This is a genomic window from Agromyces laixinhei (genome assembly GCF_006337065.1).
GTDB classification, from domain to species: domain Bacteria; phylum Actinomycetota; class Actinomycetes; order Actinomycetales; family Microbacteriaceae; genus Agromyces; species Agromyces laixinhei.
Genome location: NZ_CP040872.1, coordinates 3,268,001 through 3,285,214 on the forward strand (window position 1 = coordinate 3,268,001; position 17,214 = coordinate 3,285,214).

A 17,214-nucleotide genomic window follows, 5' to 3' on the forward strand; every position below is an offset into this window, starting at 1 on the left:
CCAGCCGAAACGCTCATAATATTGCAGCGACAACCATACGAGAGAGGGCCCACCTGTGAGCGCGACCCCGCCCGTTCCCCCCAAGGTGAAGCAGCAGCAGAAGGAGCTGTCGATCAAGCAGCAGCGCGCCGCTGAACGCGAACGCAAGCTCGCCGAGTTCAAGAAGCGCGAGGCCAAGGCCAAGCGCAACCGGCGCATCGGCCTCGGGGCGGCCATCGTCGGCGGCACCGCCGTGGTCGGCCTCATCATCGGGGCGGTCGTGCTGACCCCGCAGCCCGTCTCGTACAACGCCGGCAGCGACGGCGCTCAGATCGAGGGCGTCGAGACCTTCGACAACCCCGCCGGCCACGTCGACGGCGTCGTCGACTACCCGCAGACCCCGCCCGCCGGCGGTGAGCACAATCAGGCATGGCTGAACTGCGGCGTCTATGAAGAGCCCGTACCCAACGAGAACGCCGTGCACTCGCTCGAGCACGGCGCGATCTGGGTCACCTACGACCCCGAGCTGCCTGCTGCAGAGCTCGAGGCGCTGAAGAAGCACCTGCCCTCGAGCTACGTCGTGCTCTCGCCGTTCGAGGGACTTCCCTCACCGATCGTGCTGAGCGGCTGGAACTCGCAGCTCGCCCTCGACAGCGCCGACGACGAGCGCCTGCCCGCCTTCTTCGAGGAGTACTGGAAGAGCCAGAACGTGCCCGAGCCCGGCGCACTCTGCACCGGCGCGTTCGACGCCCCCGGCAAGGTGTCGTGACACCGAGCACGGTGACCCCCGGCGACGACTCCCCCGCCCACGATCGGCGACGGGGCGGGAGAGCCGCCGTCATCGCCGTGGCATCCATCGCCCTCGTCGTCGTGGCCGTCGCCGCGTTCTCGATCGGGCGGCTCTCGACGCTCACCGAGCCCACCCCGACGACGACGAGCGCCGAGGCCGGATTCGCCCGCGACATGCAGGTGCACCACCTGCAGGGCGTCGAGCTCGCGATGATCGTGCGCGATGCCACCGATGACGACGAGGTGCGCCTGCTCGGCTACGACATCGCGACGACCCAGGCGCAGCAGGCAGGCCAGATGTACGGATGGCTCGCCGAGTGGGGCCTGTCGCAGGCCGGTTCGGAGCCGTCGATGACGTGGATGACCCGCCCCGCGATCGACGGCGCGACCGGTCATGACGATCACGCGACCGCCGACCCCGATGCCCATACGCCGGGCGCGCCGATGCCCGGGCTCGCGACACCGGCTCAGGTGGAAGAGCTGCGCGGCCTCACCGGCGTGGCCGCAGAGCGCATGTTCCTCGAACTCATGATCACCCACCACCAGGGCGCGGTCGAGATGGCCGACGCGGTACTCGCGCGCTCGACGAACGATGTCGTCGTGGCGCTCGCACAGTCGATCGTCGACAGCCAGACGTCAGAGATCGACCTCATGACCCGGATGCTCGCCGCGCGCAGCTGAGACGGCACACGCGCACGGTGCTCAGGCCTCGAGCACGGTGCTCAGGCCTCGAGCACCGGTCGCTCCTCCTGCTGCCGGTAGAGCGATGCGTAGACGCCGTCGGCGCCGACGAGATCGGCGTGCGTGCCCTGCTCGACGATCTGCCCGGCCACCACCACGAAGATGACGTCGGCCGCGACCACGGTCGAGAGCCGGTGCGCGATCGCGATGGTCGTGCGGCCCCGCGCGGCGTCGTCGAGCGCCTGTTGCACGACCCGCTCTGAGATCGTGTCGAGCGCGCTCGTCGCCTCGTCGAGCACGAGCACGGCCGGGTCCTTCAGCAGCACCCGCGCGATCGCGATGCGCTGCTTCTCGCCGCCCGAGAGACGGTAGCCGCGTTCGCCGACGACCGTGTCGTAACCGTCGGGGAACGAGGCGATCGTCTCGTGGATGTTCGCCGCGCGGGCGGCCGCCTCGAGCTCGGCGTCACTCGCCTCGGGGCGCGCGTACCTCAGGTTCTCGCCGATGGAGGCGTGGAAGAGGTACGTCTCCTGGCTCACGATGCCGATGTGGGAGACCAACGATTCCTGCGCGAGATCACGCACGTCGACCCCCGCGAAGCGAACGACACCGCCGGATGCCTCGTACAGCCGCGGCACGAGGTACGACACCGTCGTCTTGCCCGCCCCCGACGGCCCGACGAAGGCTGCGAACTGGCCGGGCTCGATCGTGAAGCTCACCGCGTCGAGGGTCGGGCGCGACGCGTCGTCAGCGTCGGGGTAGCGGAACGACACCTCGTCGAACTCGACGCGCCCGAGCGCTGCCTCGCTCGACGAGCCCGACGACGGCACCTCGCGAGCACCCGGCGCGTCGACGATCGCCGGCTTCAGGTCGAGGTACTCGAAGATGCGCGCGAAGAGCGCGCTCGAGGTCTGAAGGTCGAGGGCGACGCGCATGAGCCCCATGAGGGGAAACAGCAGGCGCGCCTGCACGGTCGTGAATGCGACGATGGTGCCCGCCGTGACATCCGCTGCGCCGCCCGTGATCAGCAGGCCGGCGACCAGGTAGACGATCGCGGGGATCGACGACATGAAGATGTTGACCATCGCGAAGAACCACTGGCCCGTCATCTGCAGCTTGACCTGCAGCGCGATCTGGTTCCCGTTCTCGTCGGCGTACCGCTCGATCTCGCTGCGCTGCCGGGTGAAGCTCTTCGAGAGCAGGATGCCGGAGACGCTCAGGGTCTCCTGTGTGATCGCCGTCATCTCCGACAGCGACTCCTGGGTTCTGCCGGCGATGCGCGCCCGCACCTGGCCGACCCGGCGCTGGGCGATGACCATGAACGGCATGAGCAGCAGCGCGATGATCGTGAGCTGCCAGTTGAGGATGACCATCGCGATGAACGCCGAGATCACCGTCACGGTGTTGCCGAGCACGCTCGACACGGTGTTCGTCAGCACGCCCGCGACACCGCCGACATCGTTCTGCAGTCGCGACTGGATGACGCCCGTCTTCGTGCGGGTGAAGAAGCTCAGCTCCATCGCCTGCAGGTGCGTGAAGAGCCGCACGCGCAGGGCGCCCATGACGCTGTTGCCGATCGTCGCGGTCAGCCACGTCTGCCAGACCCCGAGCAGCGCCGACACGATGAACACCGCGATCATCGCGGCCACGAGCCACATGAGCACCGGCAGATTCGGGCCGGATGCCTCGCCGCCTGCGCCGACCGGGAAGAGCCCGTCGTCGAACGCCCGCTGGGTGAGCAGCGGCGGAATGATGGCGAGCGCCGCACCGATGAGCACGAGCACGACGGTCGTGACGAGGGCGACCCTGTGCCCGGCGAACAGCTCGGCGATGCGCCCGAGCAGGTTCGGTATCTTCGGCGCCTCGGCGTTCGCTGCGCGCTGGGCCTCGGCATCGGCGCCGAACACCCGGCGAGCACCGCCGCCTGTTGCAGCGCCGGCACGCCCACCGGCCGCGCTGCTGCTGCCTGCGGCGCCGCTGCCACGCCCGCCGCGAGGGGTTGCCCCGTGCATGCTCATGGGCTCAACCCTATGGGCCGAACCGGCACCCGCGGCCCGGCGCTACTTCTGCGAACCGGCGAGCAGTGCCTGCACGAAGTACCGCTGGAACGCGAAGAACACGATCAGCGGAACGATCATCGACAGGAAGGCACCCGTCGAGAGCACGTCGATGTTCGCACCGAACTGTCGCAACTGGCTCTGGATCGCGACGGTGAGCGGCTGAGACTGCGAGTTCGTGAAGATCAGCGCCACGAGCATGTCGTTCCACGTCCAGAGGAACTGGAAGATCGCGAGTGACGCGATCGCCGGCCCGCCGAGCGGGAGGATGACCTGGCGGAAGATGCGCCAGTCGCTCGCACCGTCGATGCGGGCCGCCTCGAGCAGCTCAGCGGGGATCTGCGTGAAGAAGTTGCGCAGCAGGAAGATCGCGAACGGCAACCCGAAGGCCGTATGGAACAGCACCACGCCGAACACCGAGCCGAAGATGCCCAGATCGCCGAACATGCGCGCGAGCGGGATGAACGCGACCTGCAGCGGCACCGCGAGCAGCACGATGACGGCGATGAGGAACCAGTCCCTGCCGGGGAAGTCGATCCAGGCGAACGCGTATCCGGCGAGCGCTCCGATCACCACGACCGCGATCGTGGTCGGCACCGCGATGATGATCGTGTTCCAGAACGATCCCATGATCGTGGGGTTCGCCAGCAGGTTCGCGTAGTTGTCGAGCGTGAGCTGCGCGGGCGCCGTGAAGACCGTCCACCAACCGGATGACGCGCTGTCGCCCGCGGACCGCAGCGAGGAGATGAACAGCCCGACGGTCGGCACGAGCCAGAACACCGCGACGACGACGAGGAGGATCGTGACGAACGAGTTGCCGAAGAACGCGAGGATCTTCTGCGCGACGGTCTTCTTGCCGCGAACGATGGTCAGCTCGCCGGCGGTCATCGTTTCCTCTCCTCGCGGAAGCGTCGTGCATTGATGATCATCGTCGGCAGCACGAGCACGAGCAGGAGGATCGCGAGCGCGCTGCCGAGCCCCTGATCGTTTCCGCCGCCGAACGAGACGGTCCACATCTCGACGGCGATCACGTTGGCCGCCGGTTTCGAGACTCCTGGCGGTATCACGTACACCAAGTCGAAGATCTTCAGCACGTTGATGATCAGGGTGACGAACACGACGACGAGCACCGGCGACAGCAGGGGCGCGGTGATGCGCGAGAACACCTGCCATTCGTTCGCGCCGTCCATCCGCGCCGCCTCCTGCAGCGAGCGATCCATGGCCGAGAGTCCCGCGGCGATCATCACCATCGAGAATCCGGCCCAGATCCAGATGTACGAGAGGATGACGACGACGTTGATCAGGGCGGGGCTGAGCCACGCCACGCCCTGCGCACCCTCGTCGAAGTTGGATGCCGGCAGTGCGACCGTGTACGAGCCGGATGGGAGGCCCTCGATCAGGTATCGGCCGGAGTCATCCGTCTGCGCGGTGCCGGCCACCGACCCGTCTTCGGCGACCGCGTCGACCTGGATGCCGGGCAGGCCCGACTCAGTGTCGTCGATCTCTCCGTTCGTGCCTCCGCCGCCGCGCACGACGTCGAGCCAGACAGTGCCTGCGAGTTGATCAGAGCCCGGCGACTCGGCCGGCTCCGCCTGTGCTGCGGAATCGGGGACGTCGTCGGCTCGGATGCCGATGAGCGGGAAGTTCTGCTCCGAGCCGGGCGAGATCGCCGCCTCGCCCGCGATGGTGCCGCGGTCGGCGATGAGACCGACTTCCTCGCGCGGCCGCGCACCGGGGTACGCCGTGTCTGCGCTGAAGGCGTCTTGCACGCCGACGATCACCGCGTTGACCACGCCGGTGTTCGGGTTCTCCTCGAACATGCCACGGAAGATGACGCCCGCCGCGAGCATCGAGATCGCCATCGGCATGAAGATGATGAGCTTCAGCGCGGTCGACCACCGGATGCGCTCGAGCAACACGGCGAAGACGAGGCCCAGCGTGGTGCAGGCGATGGGCGCGACGACGACCCAGATGACGTTGTTGCGGATGGCCGTGAACGTCGAGTCGTTCGTGAACATCGTGACGTAGTTCTCCCACCCGACGAACTCACCGCCCGACGCGCCGAAGAGTGAACGGATGGCGGTGTAGACGATCGGGTAGACGACGAGTGCGCCGAGGAGGATGGCGGCGGGCAGGAGGAAGATCAGGATGGTCCCGAACTTCCTCCAGCCGATCGTCGATCGGCGGGGACGGCCCCCTTGGCCGCCCCGCCTCTGATCGACGGTGACCGGAGCCACTGCTGACTGCGTCATTGGTGCACTCCGATCTCGGTGCGTCAGGAGCCGTATGCCGCTACTGCTGCGTCCTCGAGTTGCTGCTGCGTTCCTGCGATGTCCGTCGGGTTCTGCAGGAACGTGATCATGATCTGCCAGAAGCCCTGACCCGGGGTGCCGCCGAATGCGCTCGGCGTCAGGTCGGACATGTCGAAGCGGAACTCCTCGGCGCCGACGAGCGCCTCCGCGATCTGCTTCGAGGTGTCGTCGGGGTAGAGCGAGGTGTCGACCTGCTCGTTCGGCGAGGTCAGACCGCCGTTGGGCACCCAGACCTCGGCCGACTCGGGCGAGGCCAGGAACTCCATGAGCGCGGCCGTCGCGTCGTCGTCGGTGAAGGCCACCGCCACATCGCCGCCGCCGACGACGGAGGGAGCCGAGTCGTTGATCGACGGGAAGTTGTAGAACAGGGCATTCTCGCCGACCACGGAGTTGCCGTCTTCGGTGATGTTGCCGGCGACGAAGTCACCCTCGTAGACGGTGCCGGCCTGCGGGTCGGCGCCGAAGACCGCGGTCACGGACTCGGGGAAGGTGCGGGTCGCGGCGTCGGGCTGCATGAGCGCGGCGTTGCCCCACAGCGACGCGAGCACCTCGAGCGCCTCGGTGACCGACGGGTCGGTCCAGGGGATCTCGTGGTTGGTGAGCTGGTCGTACATGTCGCCGCCCGCGGTACGCAGGTAGACGTTCTCGAACCAGTCGGTGAGCGGCCAGCCGACGTCGGCGCCCACCGAGATGCCGGCGTAGCCCGAATCTGCGACCAGCTGGAGCTGCTCCAGGAATCCGTCCCAGTCTTCGGGAGCCTCCGCCCCGGCCTGATCGTAGATGTCTGCGTTGTACCAGACCGTCGACTTGTTGGACGCCTTGAACCAGACGCCGTACGTCGTGCCATCGACCGAGCCGAGGTCGACCCAGCTCTGCGAGTAGTTCTCCTCCACCGTGGCGAGGGTGTCGTCGGAGAGCGGAATGAGCACGCCATCGTCGGCGAACTGCTGCATGAGCGCCGGCTGGGCGAGCATGGCGACGTTGGGCGGGCTCCCGCCCTCGATCTGCCCGCCGAGCACGGTCGAAGCGTTGTCGCCGAAGCTGGAGTAGTTCACGGTCGCGCCGGTCTGGGATTCGAATTCGGCGAGAACCGCCTCGAAGTTCTCCTGCTCGGCACCCGACCAGGCCGCGGCCACCTCGAGGGTCTCCCCGGCGAAGTCACCTCCGCCACCGCCTTCGTCTCCGCCGGACGTGCATGCGGTGAGCGCGAGGGCAGCCGTGCCCGCGACCGCGATCGGCATCAGAATCCGAGTTCTGCGTGTGGATCTCATGGTGCGTCCTCCTAGACGTGCTGCTGTGTTCACAGGCGAGCATGCGTGCTGCGCAGTCCCCGAGAACCGGTTCAGTCCCACGCTAGGACAACCGCACGAACGGTCACAAGCAACCCGCCGTAACGAATCGAACACCAATTCCTCGACGTCGCCCGGTCGTGAGGAGTCGGTTTTCGACCTCCATCCGGCGAACCGGCACGCCGGATGCCGTGTGGCGTCGGCCCGTCAACCCCGTGCGCCCGCCGACCTCGTGTGCCTACGGTGGAAGCATGGATACGGGAAAGCTGGTATTGCGACTGTTCGTCGGCGGCCTCTTCATGGGGCACGGCCTGCAGAAACTCACAGGCTGGTTCGGTGGCCCCGGCATCGAGGGCACCGAGAAGATGATGGAGGGCACCGACATCCATCCGCCGAGGGCCAACGCCTATGCCGTGGCCCTGACCGAGACCGCAGGCGGTGCTGCGATCGCGGCCGGCGCGGCGACGCCGCTCGCCTCGGCCGGGCTGATCGCCACGATGCTCACGGCGATCGACAAGGTGCACTGGAAGAACGGGTTCTGGAACTCGAAGGGCGGCTGGGAGTTCAACGGCACGCTCATCGCGACCCTGTTCGCCCTGAGCGCCGACGGGCCGGGCAAGCTGTCGATCGACGCGGCCGCCGGCAGAACGCGCTGGGGCATCGGCTGGGGTGTGTTCGCACTGGTCGCGGGTGCGGCCGGCGCATACGGCGTGGTCAAGCTCGGCGAGCGCAACGCCCCTGCCGCGTCCGGCGACCGCTGACGGAGGGCTCGGCGATCGGCCGCTGAACGACGGATGCCCCGTGGCTCATGTCACCTCGAGCGAGTCGTGTTGAACGGCTGCAACACCAGTTCGTCGAATCGGCGGCCGATGTGGCGCTGTGCCGCCGCGCCGGGGTGCAGGTTGTCGGGAAGCGGCATGCGCGCGGCATCGGCCGGGCCGTAGAGTTCGAGGCCGTCGACGTAGTCGAGGTTCGCGTCGCTCGCACGTCGACGAGTCACGATCGACTGCAGCTCGCCGCGGACGGCGGTGAGCGAGAGCTTGCCCTGTGCGACCTCTTCGGCGGTACCGCCCGCGATCGACCACTCGTACGGCTTGGTCGGATCTTGCACGGTCGGGCCGGCCGCGTGCTCGACCGGCGCGCACCAGATCGGCGAGACGACGACGATCGGCGTCGTGGGGTGTCCGTCGCGGATCGTGTCGAGGAACCCGTGCACCGCAGGCCGGAACGCCCGCATGCGCATGACGTCGCCGTTGACGAGGTTGATGCCGATCTTCAGGCTGATGAGGTCGGCTTCGGCGTCCCGCATCGTGCGCGCCGTGAACGGGTCGAGCATCGCGTTGCCCGAGAAGGCGACGCTCGTGAGGTCGACATCGGCACGCAGGGCGGAGACGACCGGCCACGTTCCCGTCGTCGAGTCGGCGCGATAGCCATGGCTGATCGAGCTGCCGTGATGCAGCCAGCGAGGCCTCGGAACCGCCGCCGGCGGCGACACCGGTGCATCCGCCCGCAATGCGAGCACCTCGACCTCGTCGGTGAACGGCAGCCACAGTTCGAGTTCGCGCTCCCCCGCCGCTGCGCCGTCGAACTCGATTCGCACCGTCGACGGCGGCCCTCCGACGACGTACCCGAGCGGACGTTCGAACGAGAAGACGTACCGCGATCCGGCAACCACCGACGCCTGCCCCACCAGCTCGCCGTCGGAGGTGACGTCATAGTGGCTGGGCGGCAGCGCCACCGTCTCGTCGGCGGCCATCCGCGTCGCGCGCACGTCGAGTTCGAGCACGGATGCCGCGGTGCGGAACGAGAGTCGGATGCCGGCGCTCTCCGCCGTGGTCTGCACCATGAAGGAGTCGGGTACCTGCTCCCGCGCCCATGCCGGCAGCCGGCGCGGCAGCAGCCCCTCGGCGGTGCGTTCGATCGTGATGGCCCCGCGGATCTCGACCTCGTCGAGGGAGACATCTCGAAGGCCGGTCGCGTTCATCGCGCCGTCATCGCGTCCGGCCCGCCGACGTCGACCACGGCACCGTTCGCGTGCACATCGACGAGTCGGCCGCCGACCCTGAGACCGCGCAGCACGGCCTCGGCATCGAGCGCTCCGACGCATCCGCTCACCGTGCCGATGCCGTCGATCGACGGATCGACGCCGAAGAGCGACTCGATCACGAGCGCGACGTAGGCGCCCGACGCCGAGCAGGACCAGTCGATGATGTACGGCAGCTGCGGCGGTGCCTTGCGCGCGCCGCCGTTGATCGCGGGCTGCGCCTCCTCCTGGAAGTGCGCCTGGGCCGGCGGGCCCTGGTTCGTCGAACGGGCCAGACCCGGCAGCCAGTCGAGTGCCCGTTGCGGCTCACCGAGCGCAACAAGCGACCGCGCGGCATCCGCCGGCCACGCCGGGTACGCGCCGTTCCACTGATGATCGGGGCGCACGCTGTAGCTCGCGTCAGCGTCCCACGGCGAGAGCGACCGCAACCACGACGGAGTCTGCAGCTCGCGCACGAAGAAGTCGACCATCTCACGCCGGGTCGACTCATCGAGATCGGCGGCGATCGTCGTGCCGACGATGTTGAAGTCGTAGCAGTGGCGCACGGGCAGGCGTGAGCCGTCGGGCTGCTGCGCCGCGAAGAACCCCTGTCCGGGCAGGTACAGGTCGACGACGGAGGCCACGAGGGCGTCTGCCTCGGCGAGCAGCCCGGCAGCCTCCTTGCCGTCGCCTCGCGCCTCGAGGATCGCCGCCGTCGTGCGCAGGTTCCACACGTTCGCCGCGTTGAAGCTCGCGACCTCGTGGGTGTACGAGCTCACGCACTCGAGGAGGTTGTCGATCTCGCCGTAATCGGCGAGAGCCGAGTCACCGCGCAGCTCCTGCCACGCGAGCGACCAGTACCGCAGATGGTCGACGATCGGCCGCCCATCACCCGGCCGCTCGTCGAGGTAACCGGCATCGCCGGTGTATCGCACGTAATCGTCGACGAGCCGGGTCATCGCGTAGTCGTTCACCGAATACCAGCGTCCGACCGGCTCGCCAGTCAGCGAGGAGGTACCGAAATGCGAGTGCGTATCACTCGTGATCCAGTGGCTGAGCTGCCGCTTCATCGGCTCGGGGTCGAGCAATGCGTGCGTGATCGAACTCAGGCTGTAGTCCCAGATGAACGTCGTCGTCGCCCAGTAGTTCGGCATGAGGGTGTCGTAGCTGCGACCGAGCACGTTGCCCGCGAAATCACGGCGGAACCAGATGACGCCGAGCACCCCCCACCAGTACAGCGTGCGCAGCGCCTCCGACGAGGTCTCGAGCACCGGCAGATGGCCCGAGAACTCGGCGTTTCCGGGCGTGAAAGCCGCCTCGAGCTGGGCATTCCAGAACTGCTCGGATGCCGCGACGACGGCCGGCACGTCGAGCGCCGTCGCATCGAATGCGGCAAGGGCCGCCTGCCGCGTCGTGGCGATCGCGTGCACGTACCCGAATCGGGCGGTCTGCCCGGGCGCGATCTCGAGCACGACCGTCACGTCGCCGCCCCGCCCGGTGCCGCCGATTCCGACCTCGTACTCGTCGGGCGTCGGAGCGACTCCGCTCAGGCGCACGGATGCCTCGGTGTCGACGCCCTGCACGCTCCACGCGTCTCCCGCATCGTTCGAGAACACGAGCCTCGACGCATCCGACTCGACCGTATCGCGCTCGCTCGGCGCCTCGGCGTCGAGCCAGGCCCCCGCCGCCCGCGTCACGCGAGCGGCGAGCGTGAGCATCGCCGGCACCGAGCGGTGCGACGTGCCCGAGTTCGTGATTCGCACGTCGATCGCCACCGCGGTCTGCCCTGGTGCGCACACCGTGACGGCCTCGATCTCGAGCCCCGGCAGCGTCGCGCGCCGCACGACCCGGTCGGGGCGCCACTCGTGGGTGACCGGGGCGCCGTACGACTCGAAGATGCGCCCGTCGACGAAGAGCACAGCGGTCTTCGCAAGGCCCTGTGAGACCGGCGGGAACGTCGTCGCGCTCACCGCGGTGAGGTCGTGGTCGACGCGAACCGTACCGAGGAAGTTCGTCAGGCCCGATGGCGCGATCATGTCGTCGTAGTGGTGAGTGACGGGGTCGGCCGCGAGGTCGTCGACCGTGGGAATGAGGGACATCCGGTCTCCTAGTACTGCCCGAGCGCGAGGCCGCGAGCGAAGAACTTCTGGGTCAAGAGGAACAGCACGACCGTCGGCAGCGAGACGAGTACGCCCGCCGCGAGCACGGTCGACAACTGCGCACCGCCGTAGGTGCTCTGCATGCCGGCGAGGGTCGTGACGATCGGTCGCACGTTGTCGGACTGGCTGAGCGTGAGTCCGAGCAGCAGGTCGTTCCACACGAAGGTGGCCTGCAGGATGAAGATCGCCACGAGCGCGCTCGAGGCCATCGGCAGGTAGAGGCGGGCGAAGATGCGCCAGGTCGTTGCGCCGTCGAGCACGGCCGCCTCGAACACGTTGTGCGCGACCCCCGTGAAGAAGTTGCGCATCACGAACGCCGAGAACGGAATGGAGATCGCCGTGTACACGAGGATCATGCCGAGCTGCGTGTCGAAGAGGCCGACGCGCGAGTAGCCGTCGAAGAGCGGCAGCAGCACCATCTGCAGCGGGAACACGGTGCCCCCGAAGATCACCACGAACCAGGCGAAGCCGTGCTTCAGGCGCAGCGCGACGATCGCGAATCCGGCGGCGGCGCCGACGAGTACGGCGACGGCCGGCGACACGAGCGCGTAGATCAGGGTGCTCAGCACGCTGTCGCCGAGACCCGAGAGCTGCAGCGCCTCGGCGATGTTGCCGAGGAGCGAGAAGTCGGTCGGGACCCACGACTCGGTCGAGGTGAAGGTGAGCGGCGACTTCGCTGCGTTGACGATGAGCAGATAGACGGGCAGCAGCCAGATCACGCCGAAGACGACGAGCACGGAGGTTCGGAGGATTCTCGACATGACTAGAACTCGTGTTTCTTCGAGAGCTGCTGGCGCAGGTACAGGACGGCGGCGATCATCGTGACGATCGTCAGGAACACGGCGATCGCCGAACCGAGACCGTAGTCGCTGTTCACGAACGTCTCCTTGTACATCGTCAGGGCCAGCGTCTCCGATGCACCACCGGGGCCGCCCTTCGTCATTCCGAGCACGATGTCGAAGGTCTTCAGACTCGCCACGATCGACAACCCGACCACGACCGCGGTCAGCGGGCGCAGCATCGGCCAGAGGATGCTCGTGAAGAGGCGCCCTCCGGTCGCGCCATCGACCCGAGCTGCCTCGAGCGGCTCCTTCGGAATCGAATTGAGGCCGATCGTGAAGAGCAGCGCGTTGACGCCGACCCCCTGCCACGCCGCGGCGATGATCATGACGACCGTGTTGAGCGGTGCGTCGACGAGCCAGCGCGGGGTGTCGGCGATGCCGAAGGCGCCGAGCGCCTGGTCGAGCGCGCCGTTGCTCGAGAGGATGAACGACCAGATGAGGCCGACGCCGATGCCCGAGAGCGCATACGGGATGAGGAATGGCACACGCAGCCATACTCCGCCCGGGAGGTTCCAGGTGAGGAGCGCGAGCGCGAGGCCGATGCCGACGGGGATGAGCAGCGTGCCGACGACCCAGAGGAGGGTATTGAGCAGCGAGACGATGAAGCCCGGGTCTTCGAACATCTCGGCGAAATTGCCGAAGCCGATCCAGTCGGGGTCGCCGAGGCCGTTGTACTCGGTGAAGCTGAGGAAGGTGGTCCAGAGCAGGGGGAGATAGAGGAGGACGGCGACCAGGATCACGCCCGGGGCGATGAAGCCCCGGGCGGACCACTGGTACTGCGAACCGCGAGACGCCATACGCCGCTACTCCTGGTCGGCCCAGTACTTGTCGGCCTCGGCCTGGATGATCTCGAGGAACGGCAGCGGGTCACCGGGATTCGCGATGAAGGCGCCGAACTGCTCGAGCGCGACCGTGAGGATCGGCGTGGGAGTGGCTTCGTAGTAGCGGTCGTAGACGAGGTAGTCATCGCTGGCGACCGTGGTTCCGAGTTCGTCGAGCATCGGGTCGGAAACGGTTGCCTTCGGGTTGAAGGCCACGTCTCCGCGCGCTTCGCTCCAGGCGGTCTGCGCCTCCGGCGACATCCACCACTCCGAATAGGCGAGCCCGAGCGCCTTCTGCGCTGCGTTCTCGGCCACGCAGAGCGGGCCGGACTCGACCGCGACCGGGGTGCGCTCGAGATCGGGATTCGTCTTCGGGATCACGAACATGTCGTAGTCCTCGCCCGAGACCATGCCGGCCCCGTCGAGCGATCCATTGAAGAACGAACCGAAGTTGATCATGGCGTAGTCGCCCTGCTTCAGCCCGACGGCGGGGTCGACCGTGCTGCCGGCGTCGCTGAACCAGCCGGCCTCGTGCTGGTCGAGCCACATGTTCATGATGTCGACGATCTCAGGGTCGGTGTACTCGACCTCGCCGGTCGAGAGGCCCTCGTAGAGTTCGGGGTCGGTGCCCGCGACCATCTGCTGGAACCACTGGAACGTGAAGAGCGTCGACGTCTGGTAATACGGCGTGATGCCGGCTGACTTCAGCGTCTCGGCGGCTGCATCCAGTTCCTCCCAGGTCGTCGGCACCTCGATGCCCTGCTCCTCGAAGATCTTCGTGTTGTAGTACATGACCCAGTAGGCGATGTTCATCGGCACGCAGTACTGCTTGCCGTCGACCGTGTACGTCTCTCGCAGGTCTTCGGTCACCCAGCCCTCGTCGACCGCGTTCGACCAGATGTCGGTCGTCTCGGCGATGAGCCCCTCGTCCACCAGCTCGGTGAGCGAGCTGCCGGTCTGCCAGGTGAACAGGCCGGGGCTCTTCGATGTGCGGAACGACTGCTTGATGAACGCGTCGTACTGGTCGGCGTCCGAGTAGCCCGTCGTGTTCAACGAGATGTCGACGGATGTCTCGCTAGCCCCGTTGAGCTCGTCGAAATCTGGCTCCCATGCGGCCTTGTTGGTGTAGAAGTCGAGCGTGCCCGTGGTCTCCCCGGAGTCGGCCGCGCCGCCCCCCGAGCACGCTGCGAGCAGCATCGCGGATGCGGCCAGTGCGGCCACCGCGGCCCCGATCTTCGTTCGTCGTGAATTCACTGGAACTCCTTTGTTCTATTGGTATCGTTACCAACCGCTTCGCCAAGGTATCAACGATACCCAGTCGCCGCAAGGCAACGGTTTCGTGGTGTGGTGCTGGTCGGATCGATGCTGCGATCAGTGCTGTGGTGCTGTGCGTGGTGCCGATGTCATGGTTCGTGGTGGTGCTGGTGCTGCGCGGGTCGGGAAGTCGCGCCGGTTCGGAGGTCTCGCCGGTCAGTCGTCGCTCTCACGTGTGCCCCTCACATACGCCTTCACGGTGGCGAAGCGCTCGCTGCGCGAGCGTGCGCTGCGCCGGATCGAGTAGGGGCCCACCGCGGCAGGCACGATGAAGGTCTCGGCGTAGTGCACGACGAACGGTTCGAACGCCCCGTTCGGACTCACGACCTCGACCTCGTCGCCCTCGACGAGGTTGAGCACGTTGACGGTGCCGTCGGTGTCGTGCACCGCCTCGTCGTCGAACCAGTGCCGGCGCACCTCGATGAACTCGAGTTCGTGCAGCCCGGTGCGCTCCTCGACGAGTCCGGGCTCGCGACGGAGCTCCTCGACCTGCCCGATGAGGTGCTGCCCGACCCATTCCGTGTCGCGCTCCCACTGGATGTTGCGCTCACCGTGGTCGAGGTGCACCGGCCGAGGCACGCCGTCGAGGCCGACCCGGCCCCAGTCCCAGAGCTTGAAGGTGAAGATGAACGGCGTCGCCGAGATCTCGAGCACCATCGAATCGGTGCCGGAGCAGTGCACGGTGCCGGCCGGAATCGCGAAGTGGTCGTGCTTCTTCGCCGGATACATGTTGATGTAGCGTTCGGCATCGAACGGGTGCTCGCCGTCGGTCGCGGCCCGGAGCGCTCCGACCATCTCTTCGGGGTCGACACCGGTCTTCACACCGAGATAGACGACCGCGTCGTCGGCGGCATCCAACAGGTAGTAGCTCTCGTCCTGCGTGTACGCCATGCCGAAGGTGTCGCGGATGTAGTCGGTGAGCGGGTGCACCTGCAACGAGAGGTTGCCTCCGCCCATCGTGTCGAGGAAGTCGAAACGGATCGGGAACTCGGCGCCGAAGCGCGAGAAGGTCTTCTCACCGAGCAGCTCGCGCGGATGCATGAGCACGAGATCGAGCGCGGGGATCTCGACGACCCGGCCGTCGGCCTCGAGCAGCAGCGAGTTCTCCTCCGGAACGCAGTCGAAGCACCAGGCGTAGTTGCTGGCCGAGGGGTCGAGGTCGAGCGTGCTCTTCATCCACTGCCCGCCCCAGACACCCGGGTCGAAGAACGGCACGACCCTGAACGGCGCGGCGGATGCTGCGGCGAGCGCGCCCCGGAAGGCCCGGCCTTCCACCGCGCCCGCGGCGTCGGCAGCGGCGTTGCCGTCGACGAGGAGGTCGACCCGATCGAAGAGGGTGCGCTTGTGGCGGTCGGCGGTGCGCCACTCGACGAAGAAGCCGCGCTTGTACTTGCGCAGGGCGTCTTCTCCGCCGTTGTCTGCGCGCCAGTTCGTGCCCCCGGCCCGCTGCCGCTGCTGGATCTCCCAGCGGGCGAGGTCGACGAGCACGAGGGCGTCGGCCCCCTGCTGGAGCGCTGCATCGGCGCCCCAGCCGACGACGTAGGTCGGCCGCGTGCGCCGCCCGATCTCCGCGCGGAGCGCAGCCACGCGTTCGCGATCGTAGAACTCGTCGACCGTGAAGTGACTCATGACGCCGAAGACGCGGTCGTCGGTGAGGTTGCGCGCGATGAGCGCTTCGATCACGTCGTTCGGCAGGGCGGCGGCGCCTTCGAGATCGACGACGTCGGCCTCGGCAACCGCCTCGGCGATGCGTCGGCGGATCGCCGCGACATCCCCGCCTGGGTAGACGTCGACGGCGATGACCGGGGGGCGCCCGCCCGCCCGCGAGGCGGCGATCTCGCGAGCGCGACGCCAGGCCGTGTCGCCGACGAGGATCTCAGTGCCCGCCGGAAGCGGGATCGTGGGCAATTGCACATAGCTGCTGCCCCCACCCGCCATGTGCTCCTCGAGCGTGAGTTCGGCGCCGTGATCATCGTGCGTCATGGATATCCCTTGCTGGTGCGGAGTCGAGTGCGATGACGGCGAGCCCGCGCAGCACCGAGAGCGACGGCTCCTCGGGCGTCACGAACGTCGGCCGGAAGGATGAGGACCAGAGGTGCTCGTGCACGTAGTCGACGACGGCGGGCAGCACGACCTCTCGTGACCGCAGGACGCCGCCGGTGACGACGACGACCGTCGGATCGAATGCGTGGCACTGCGAGACGATGACCGCGCCCCAGATGCGCACGAAGCGCTCGAGGATCGCTGCGGATTCGGGTTCATGCCGCGTCTCGACGAGGTCGCGGATTCCGAGTTCGCCGGCGGATCCGAATCGGCGGGCGAGCTCTGGGCCGATCGCGACCGTTCCATGACCGACGGCCTCCCCCAGAGCCCACGTGCTCGCGAGTGCCTCGCCGCAGCCGAGGTTGCCGCACGGGCAGCGGGGGCCGTCGAGGTCGACGGTGACGTGCCCCGAGAGCACTCCGGCATGCCCGTGTGCTCCGCGGATCAGGCGACCGTCGAGCGCGGCAGCCGTGCCGATGCCGGTGCCCAGGGCGATCAACACCGCGTCGGGCACGTCGTGGGCGCTGCCGCCGGTCATCTCGCCGATGAGCGCGGCACGCGCGTCGTTCTCGACGACGGCCTGCGCACCGAATCGAGTCGCGGACCACGCGGCGAGGTCGACGCCGTGGAGTTCGGCGTACTTGCCATGCGCGGCGACGAGCCGGCGCGCGTCGGGGTCGACGATGCCCGGGACGGCGATGGCGACGCCGTCGGGGCGCGTACCCCGAAGCATCCCCTCGGCCGCGACAGCCACGTGCTCGAGCACGAGCCGACCATCGGCGGCGGGGAGTTCGCCGGAATCGACGAGTCGTCGCCCGTCGAACACACCCACCTTGACGGCCGTGCCGCCGAGGTCGATGGCGAGGTGCGTCATGCGTCCATCCTCCTCGTTGCGGCGATCATCG

14 protein-coding genes are annotated in these 17,214 nt (G+C 68.0%); 3 read left to right on the forward strand and 11 right to left on the reverse strand.

What is annotated here, in order from left to right; translation table 11 throughout:
* Positions 1-55: 55 nt before the first annotated feature.
* A complete protein-coding gene (locus tag FHG54_RS15440; RefSeq protein WP_139418056.1) occupies positions 56-748 on the forward strand; it encodes a DUF3105 domain-containing protein in 693 nt (230 codons plus the stop codon).
* Positions 745-1,449, forward strand: a complete 705-nt coding sequence (locus FHG54_RS15445) for a DUF305 domain-containing protein (protein WP_233437804.1) — start codon at positions 745-747, stop codon at positions 1,447-1,449. Before FHG54_RS15440 ends, FHG54_RS15445 begins: the two co-directional genes overlap by 4 nt.
* A 41-nt stretch (positions 1,450-1,490) precedes the next feature.
* Here FHG54_RS15445 and FHG54_RS15450 read toward each other — a convergent pair whose 3' ends face one another.
* The 4 genes from FHG54_RS15450 to FHG54_RS15465 are packed head-to-tail and all read right to left on the reverse strand — an operon-like array spanning position 1,491 to position 7,059.
* Positions 1,491-3,467: an ABC transporter ATP-binding protein gene (locus tag FHG54_RS15450; RefSeq protein ID WP_232331375.1), complete on the reverse strand. Its 1,977-nt coding sequence runs from the start codon at positions 3,465-3,467 to the stop codon at positions 1,491-1,493.
* Between the two features lie 42 nt (positions 3,468-3,509).
* Positions 3,510-4,394 carry a carbohydrate ABC transporter permease gene (locus tag FHG54_RS15455; RefSeq protein ID WP_139418057.1) on the reverse strand — a complete coding sequence of 295 codons (885 nt, stop codon included), beginning with the start codon at positions 4,392-4,394 and terminating at the stop codon, positions 3,510-3,512.
* A complete protein-coding gene (locus FHG54_RS15460) occupies positions 4,391-5,758 on the reverse strand; it encodes an ABC transporter permease (protein ID WP_139418058.1) in 1,368 nt (455 codons plus the stop codon). Before FHG54_RS15460 ends, FHG54_RS15455 begins: the two co-directional genes overlap by 4 nt.
* Positions 5,759-5,781: 23 nt before the next feature.
* On the reverse strand, positions 5,782-7,059 hold the full coding sequence (locus tag FHG54_RS15465) for an ABC transporter substrate-binding protein (RefSeq protein ID WP_232331374.1): 1,278 nt from the start codon (positions 7,057-7,059) through the stop codon (positions 5,782-5,784).
* A gap of 299 nt (positions 7,060-7,358) precedes the next feature.
* On the opposite strand from FHG54_RS15465, the gene FHG54_RS15470 reads away from it, so the two are divergent.
* On the forward strand, positions 7,359-7,868 hold the full coding sequence (locus FHG54_RS15470) for a DoxX family protein (RefSeq protein ID WP_139418060.1): 510 nt from the start codon (positions 7,359-7,361) through the stop codon (positions 7,866-7,868).
* Between the two features lie 50 nt (positions 7,869-7,918).
* Here FHG54_RS15470 and FHG54_RS15475 read toward each other — a convergent pair whose 3' ends face one another.
* The 7 genes from FHG54_RS15475 to FHG54_RS15505 form a co-directional block, all read right to left on the reverse strand.
* On the reverse strand, positions 7,919-9,091 hold the full coding sequence (locus FHG54_RS15475) for an SGNH/GDSL hydrolase family protein (RefSeq protein ID WP_139418061.1): 1,173 nt from the start codon (positions 9,089-9,091) through the stop codon (positions 7,919-7,921).
* Positions 9,088-11,229: a glucosidase family protein gene (locus FHG54_RS15480; protein ID WP_139418062.1), complete on the reverse strand. Its 2,142-nt coding sequence runs from the start codon at positions 11,227-11,229 to the stop codon at positions 9,088-9,090. The genes FHG54_RS15475 and FHG54_RS15480 overlap by 4 nt, the downstream gene beginning before the upstream one ends.
* An 8-nt stretch (positions 11,230-11,237) precedes the next feature.
* On the reverse strand, positions 11,238-12,050 hold the full coding sequence (locus FHG54_RS15485) for a carbohydrate ABC transporter permease (protein WP_139418063.1): 813 nt from the start codon (positions 12,048-12,050) through the stop codon (positions 11,238-11,240).
* A gap of 2 nt (positions 12,051-12,052) precedes the next feature.
* Entirely contained in the window at positions 12,053-12,928 is an 876-nt protein-coding gene (locus FHG54_RS15490; RefSeq protein ID WP_139418064.1) for a carbohydrate ABC transporter permease, read from the reverse strand.
* A gap of 6 nt (positions 12,929-12,934) precedes the next feature.
* Positions 12,935-14,206 carry an ABC transporter substrate-binding protein gene (locus tag FHG54_RS15495; protein ID WP_210415440.1) on the reverse strand — a complete coding sequence of 424 codons (1,272 nt, stop codon included), beginning with the start codon at positions 14,204-14,206 and terminating at the stop codon, positions 12,935-12,937.
* A gap of 216 nt (positions 14,207-14,422) precedes the next feature.
* Positions 14,423-16,249: a class I mannose-6-phosphate isomerase gene (locus FHG54_RS15500; RefSeq protein WP_210415441.1), complete on the reverse strand. Its 1,827-nt coding sequence runs from the start codon at positions 16,247-16,249 to the stop codon at positions 14,423-14,425.
* Positions 16,236-17,183, reverse strand: a complete 948-nt coding sequence (locus FHG54_RS15505) for an ROK family protein (protein WP_168197207.1) — start codon at positions 17,181-17,183, stop codon at positions 16,236-16,238. The genes FHG54_RS15500 and FHG54_RS15505 overlap by 14 nt, the downstream gene beginning before the upstream one ends.
* Positions 17,184-17,214: the final 31 nt, after the last annotated feature.

What these genes read in the sequence shown, in the direction of transcription:
- FHG54_RS15450 (WP_232331375.1), bottom strand. Translation starts at nt 3,467, where the DNA reads ATGAGCATGCACGGGGCAACCCCTCGCGGCGGGCGTGGCAGCGGCGCC.
- FHG54_RS15455 (WP_139418057.1), bottom strand. Translation starts at nt 4,394, where the DNA reads ATGACCGCCGGCGAGCTGACCATCGTTCGCGGCAAGAAGACCGTCGCG.
- FHG54_RS15460 (WP_139418058.1), bottom strand. Translation starts at nt 5,758, where the DNA reads ATGACGCAGTCAGCAGTGGCTCCGGTCACCGTCGATCAGAGGCGGGGC.
- FHG54_RS15465 (WP_232331374.1), bottom strand. Translation starts at nt 7,059, where the DNA reads ATGCCGATCGCGGTCGCGGGCACGGCTGCCCTCGCGCTCACCGCATGC.
- FHG54_RS15470 (WP_139418060.1), top strand. Translation starts at nt 7,359, where the DNA reads ATGGATACGGGAAAGCTGGTATTGCGACTGTTCGTCGGCGGCCTCTTC.
- FHG54_RS15475 (WP_139418061.1), bottom strand. Translation starts at nt 9,091, where the DNA reads ATGAACGCGACCGGCCTTCGAGATGTCTCCCTCGACGAGGTCGAGATC.
- FHG54_RS15480 (WP_139418062.1), bottom strand. Translation starts at nt 11,229, where the DNA reads ATGTCCCTCATTCCCACGGTCGACGACCTCGCGGCCGACCCCGTCACT.
- FHG54_RS15485 (WP_139418063.1), bottom strand. Translation starts at nt 12,050, where the DNA reads ATGTCGAGAATCCTCCGAACCTCCGTGCTCGTCGTCTTCGGCGTGATC.
- FHG54_RS15490 (WP_139418064.1), bottom strand. Translation starts at nt 12,928, where the DNA reads ATGGCGTCTCGCGGTTCGCAGTACCAGTGGTCCGCCCGGGGCTTCATC.
- FHG54_RS15500 (WP_210415441.1), bottom strand. Translation starts at nt 16,249, where the DNA reads ATGACGCACGATGATCACGGCGCCGAACTCACGCTCGAGGAGCACATG.
- FHG54_RS15505 (WP_168197207.1), bottom strand. Translation starts at nt 17,183, where the DNA reads ATGACGCACCTCGCCATCGACCTCGGCGGCACGGCCGTCAAGGTGGGT.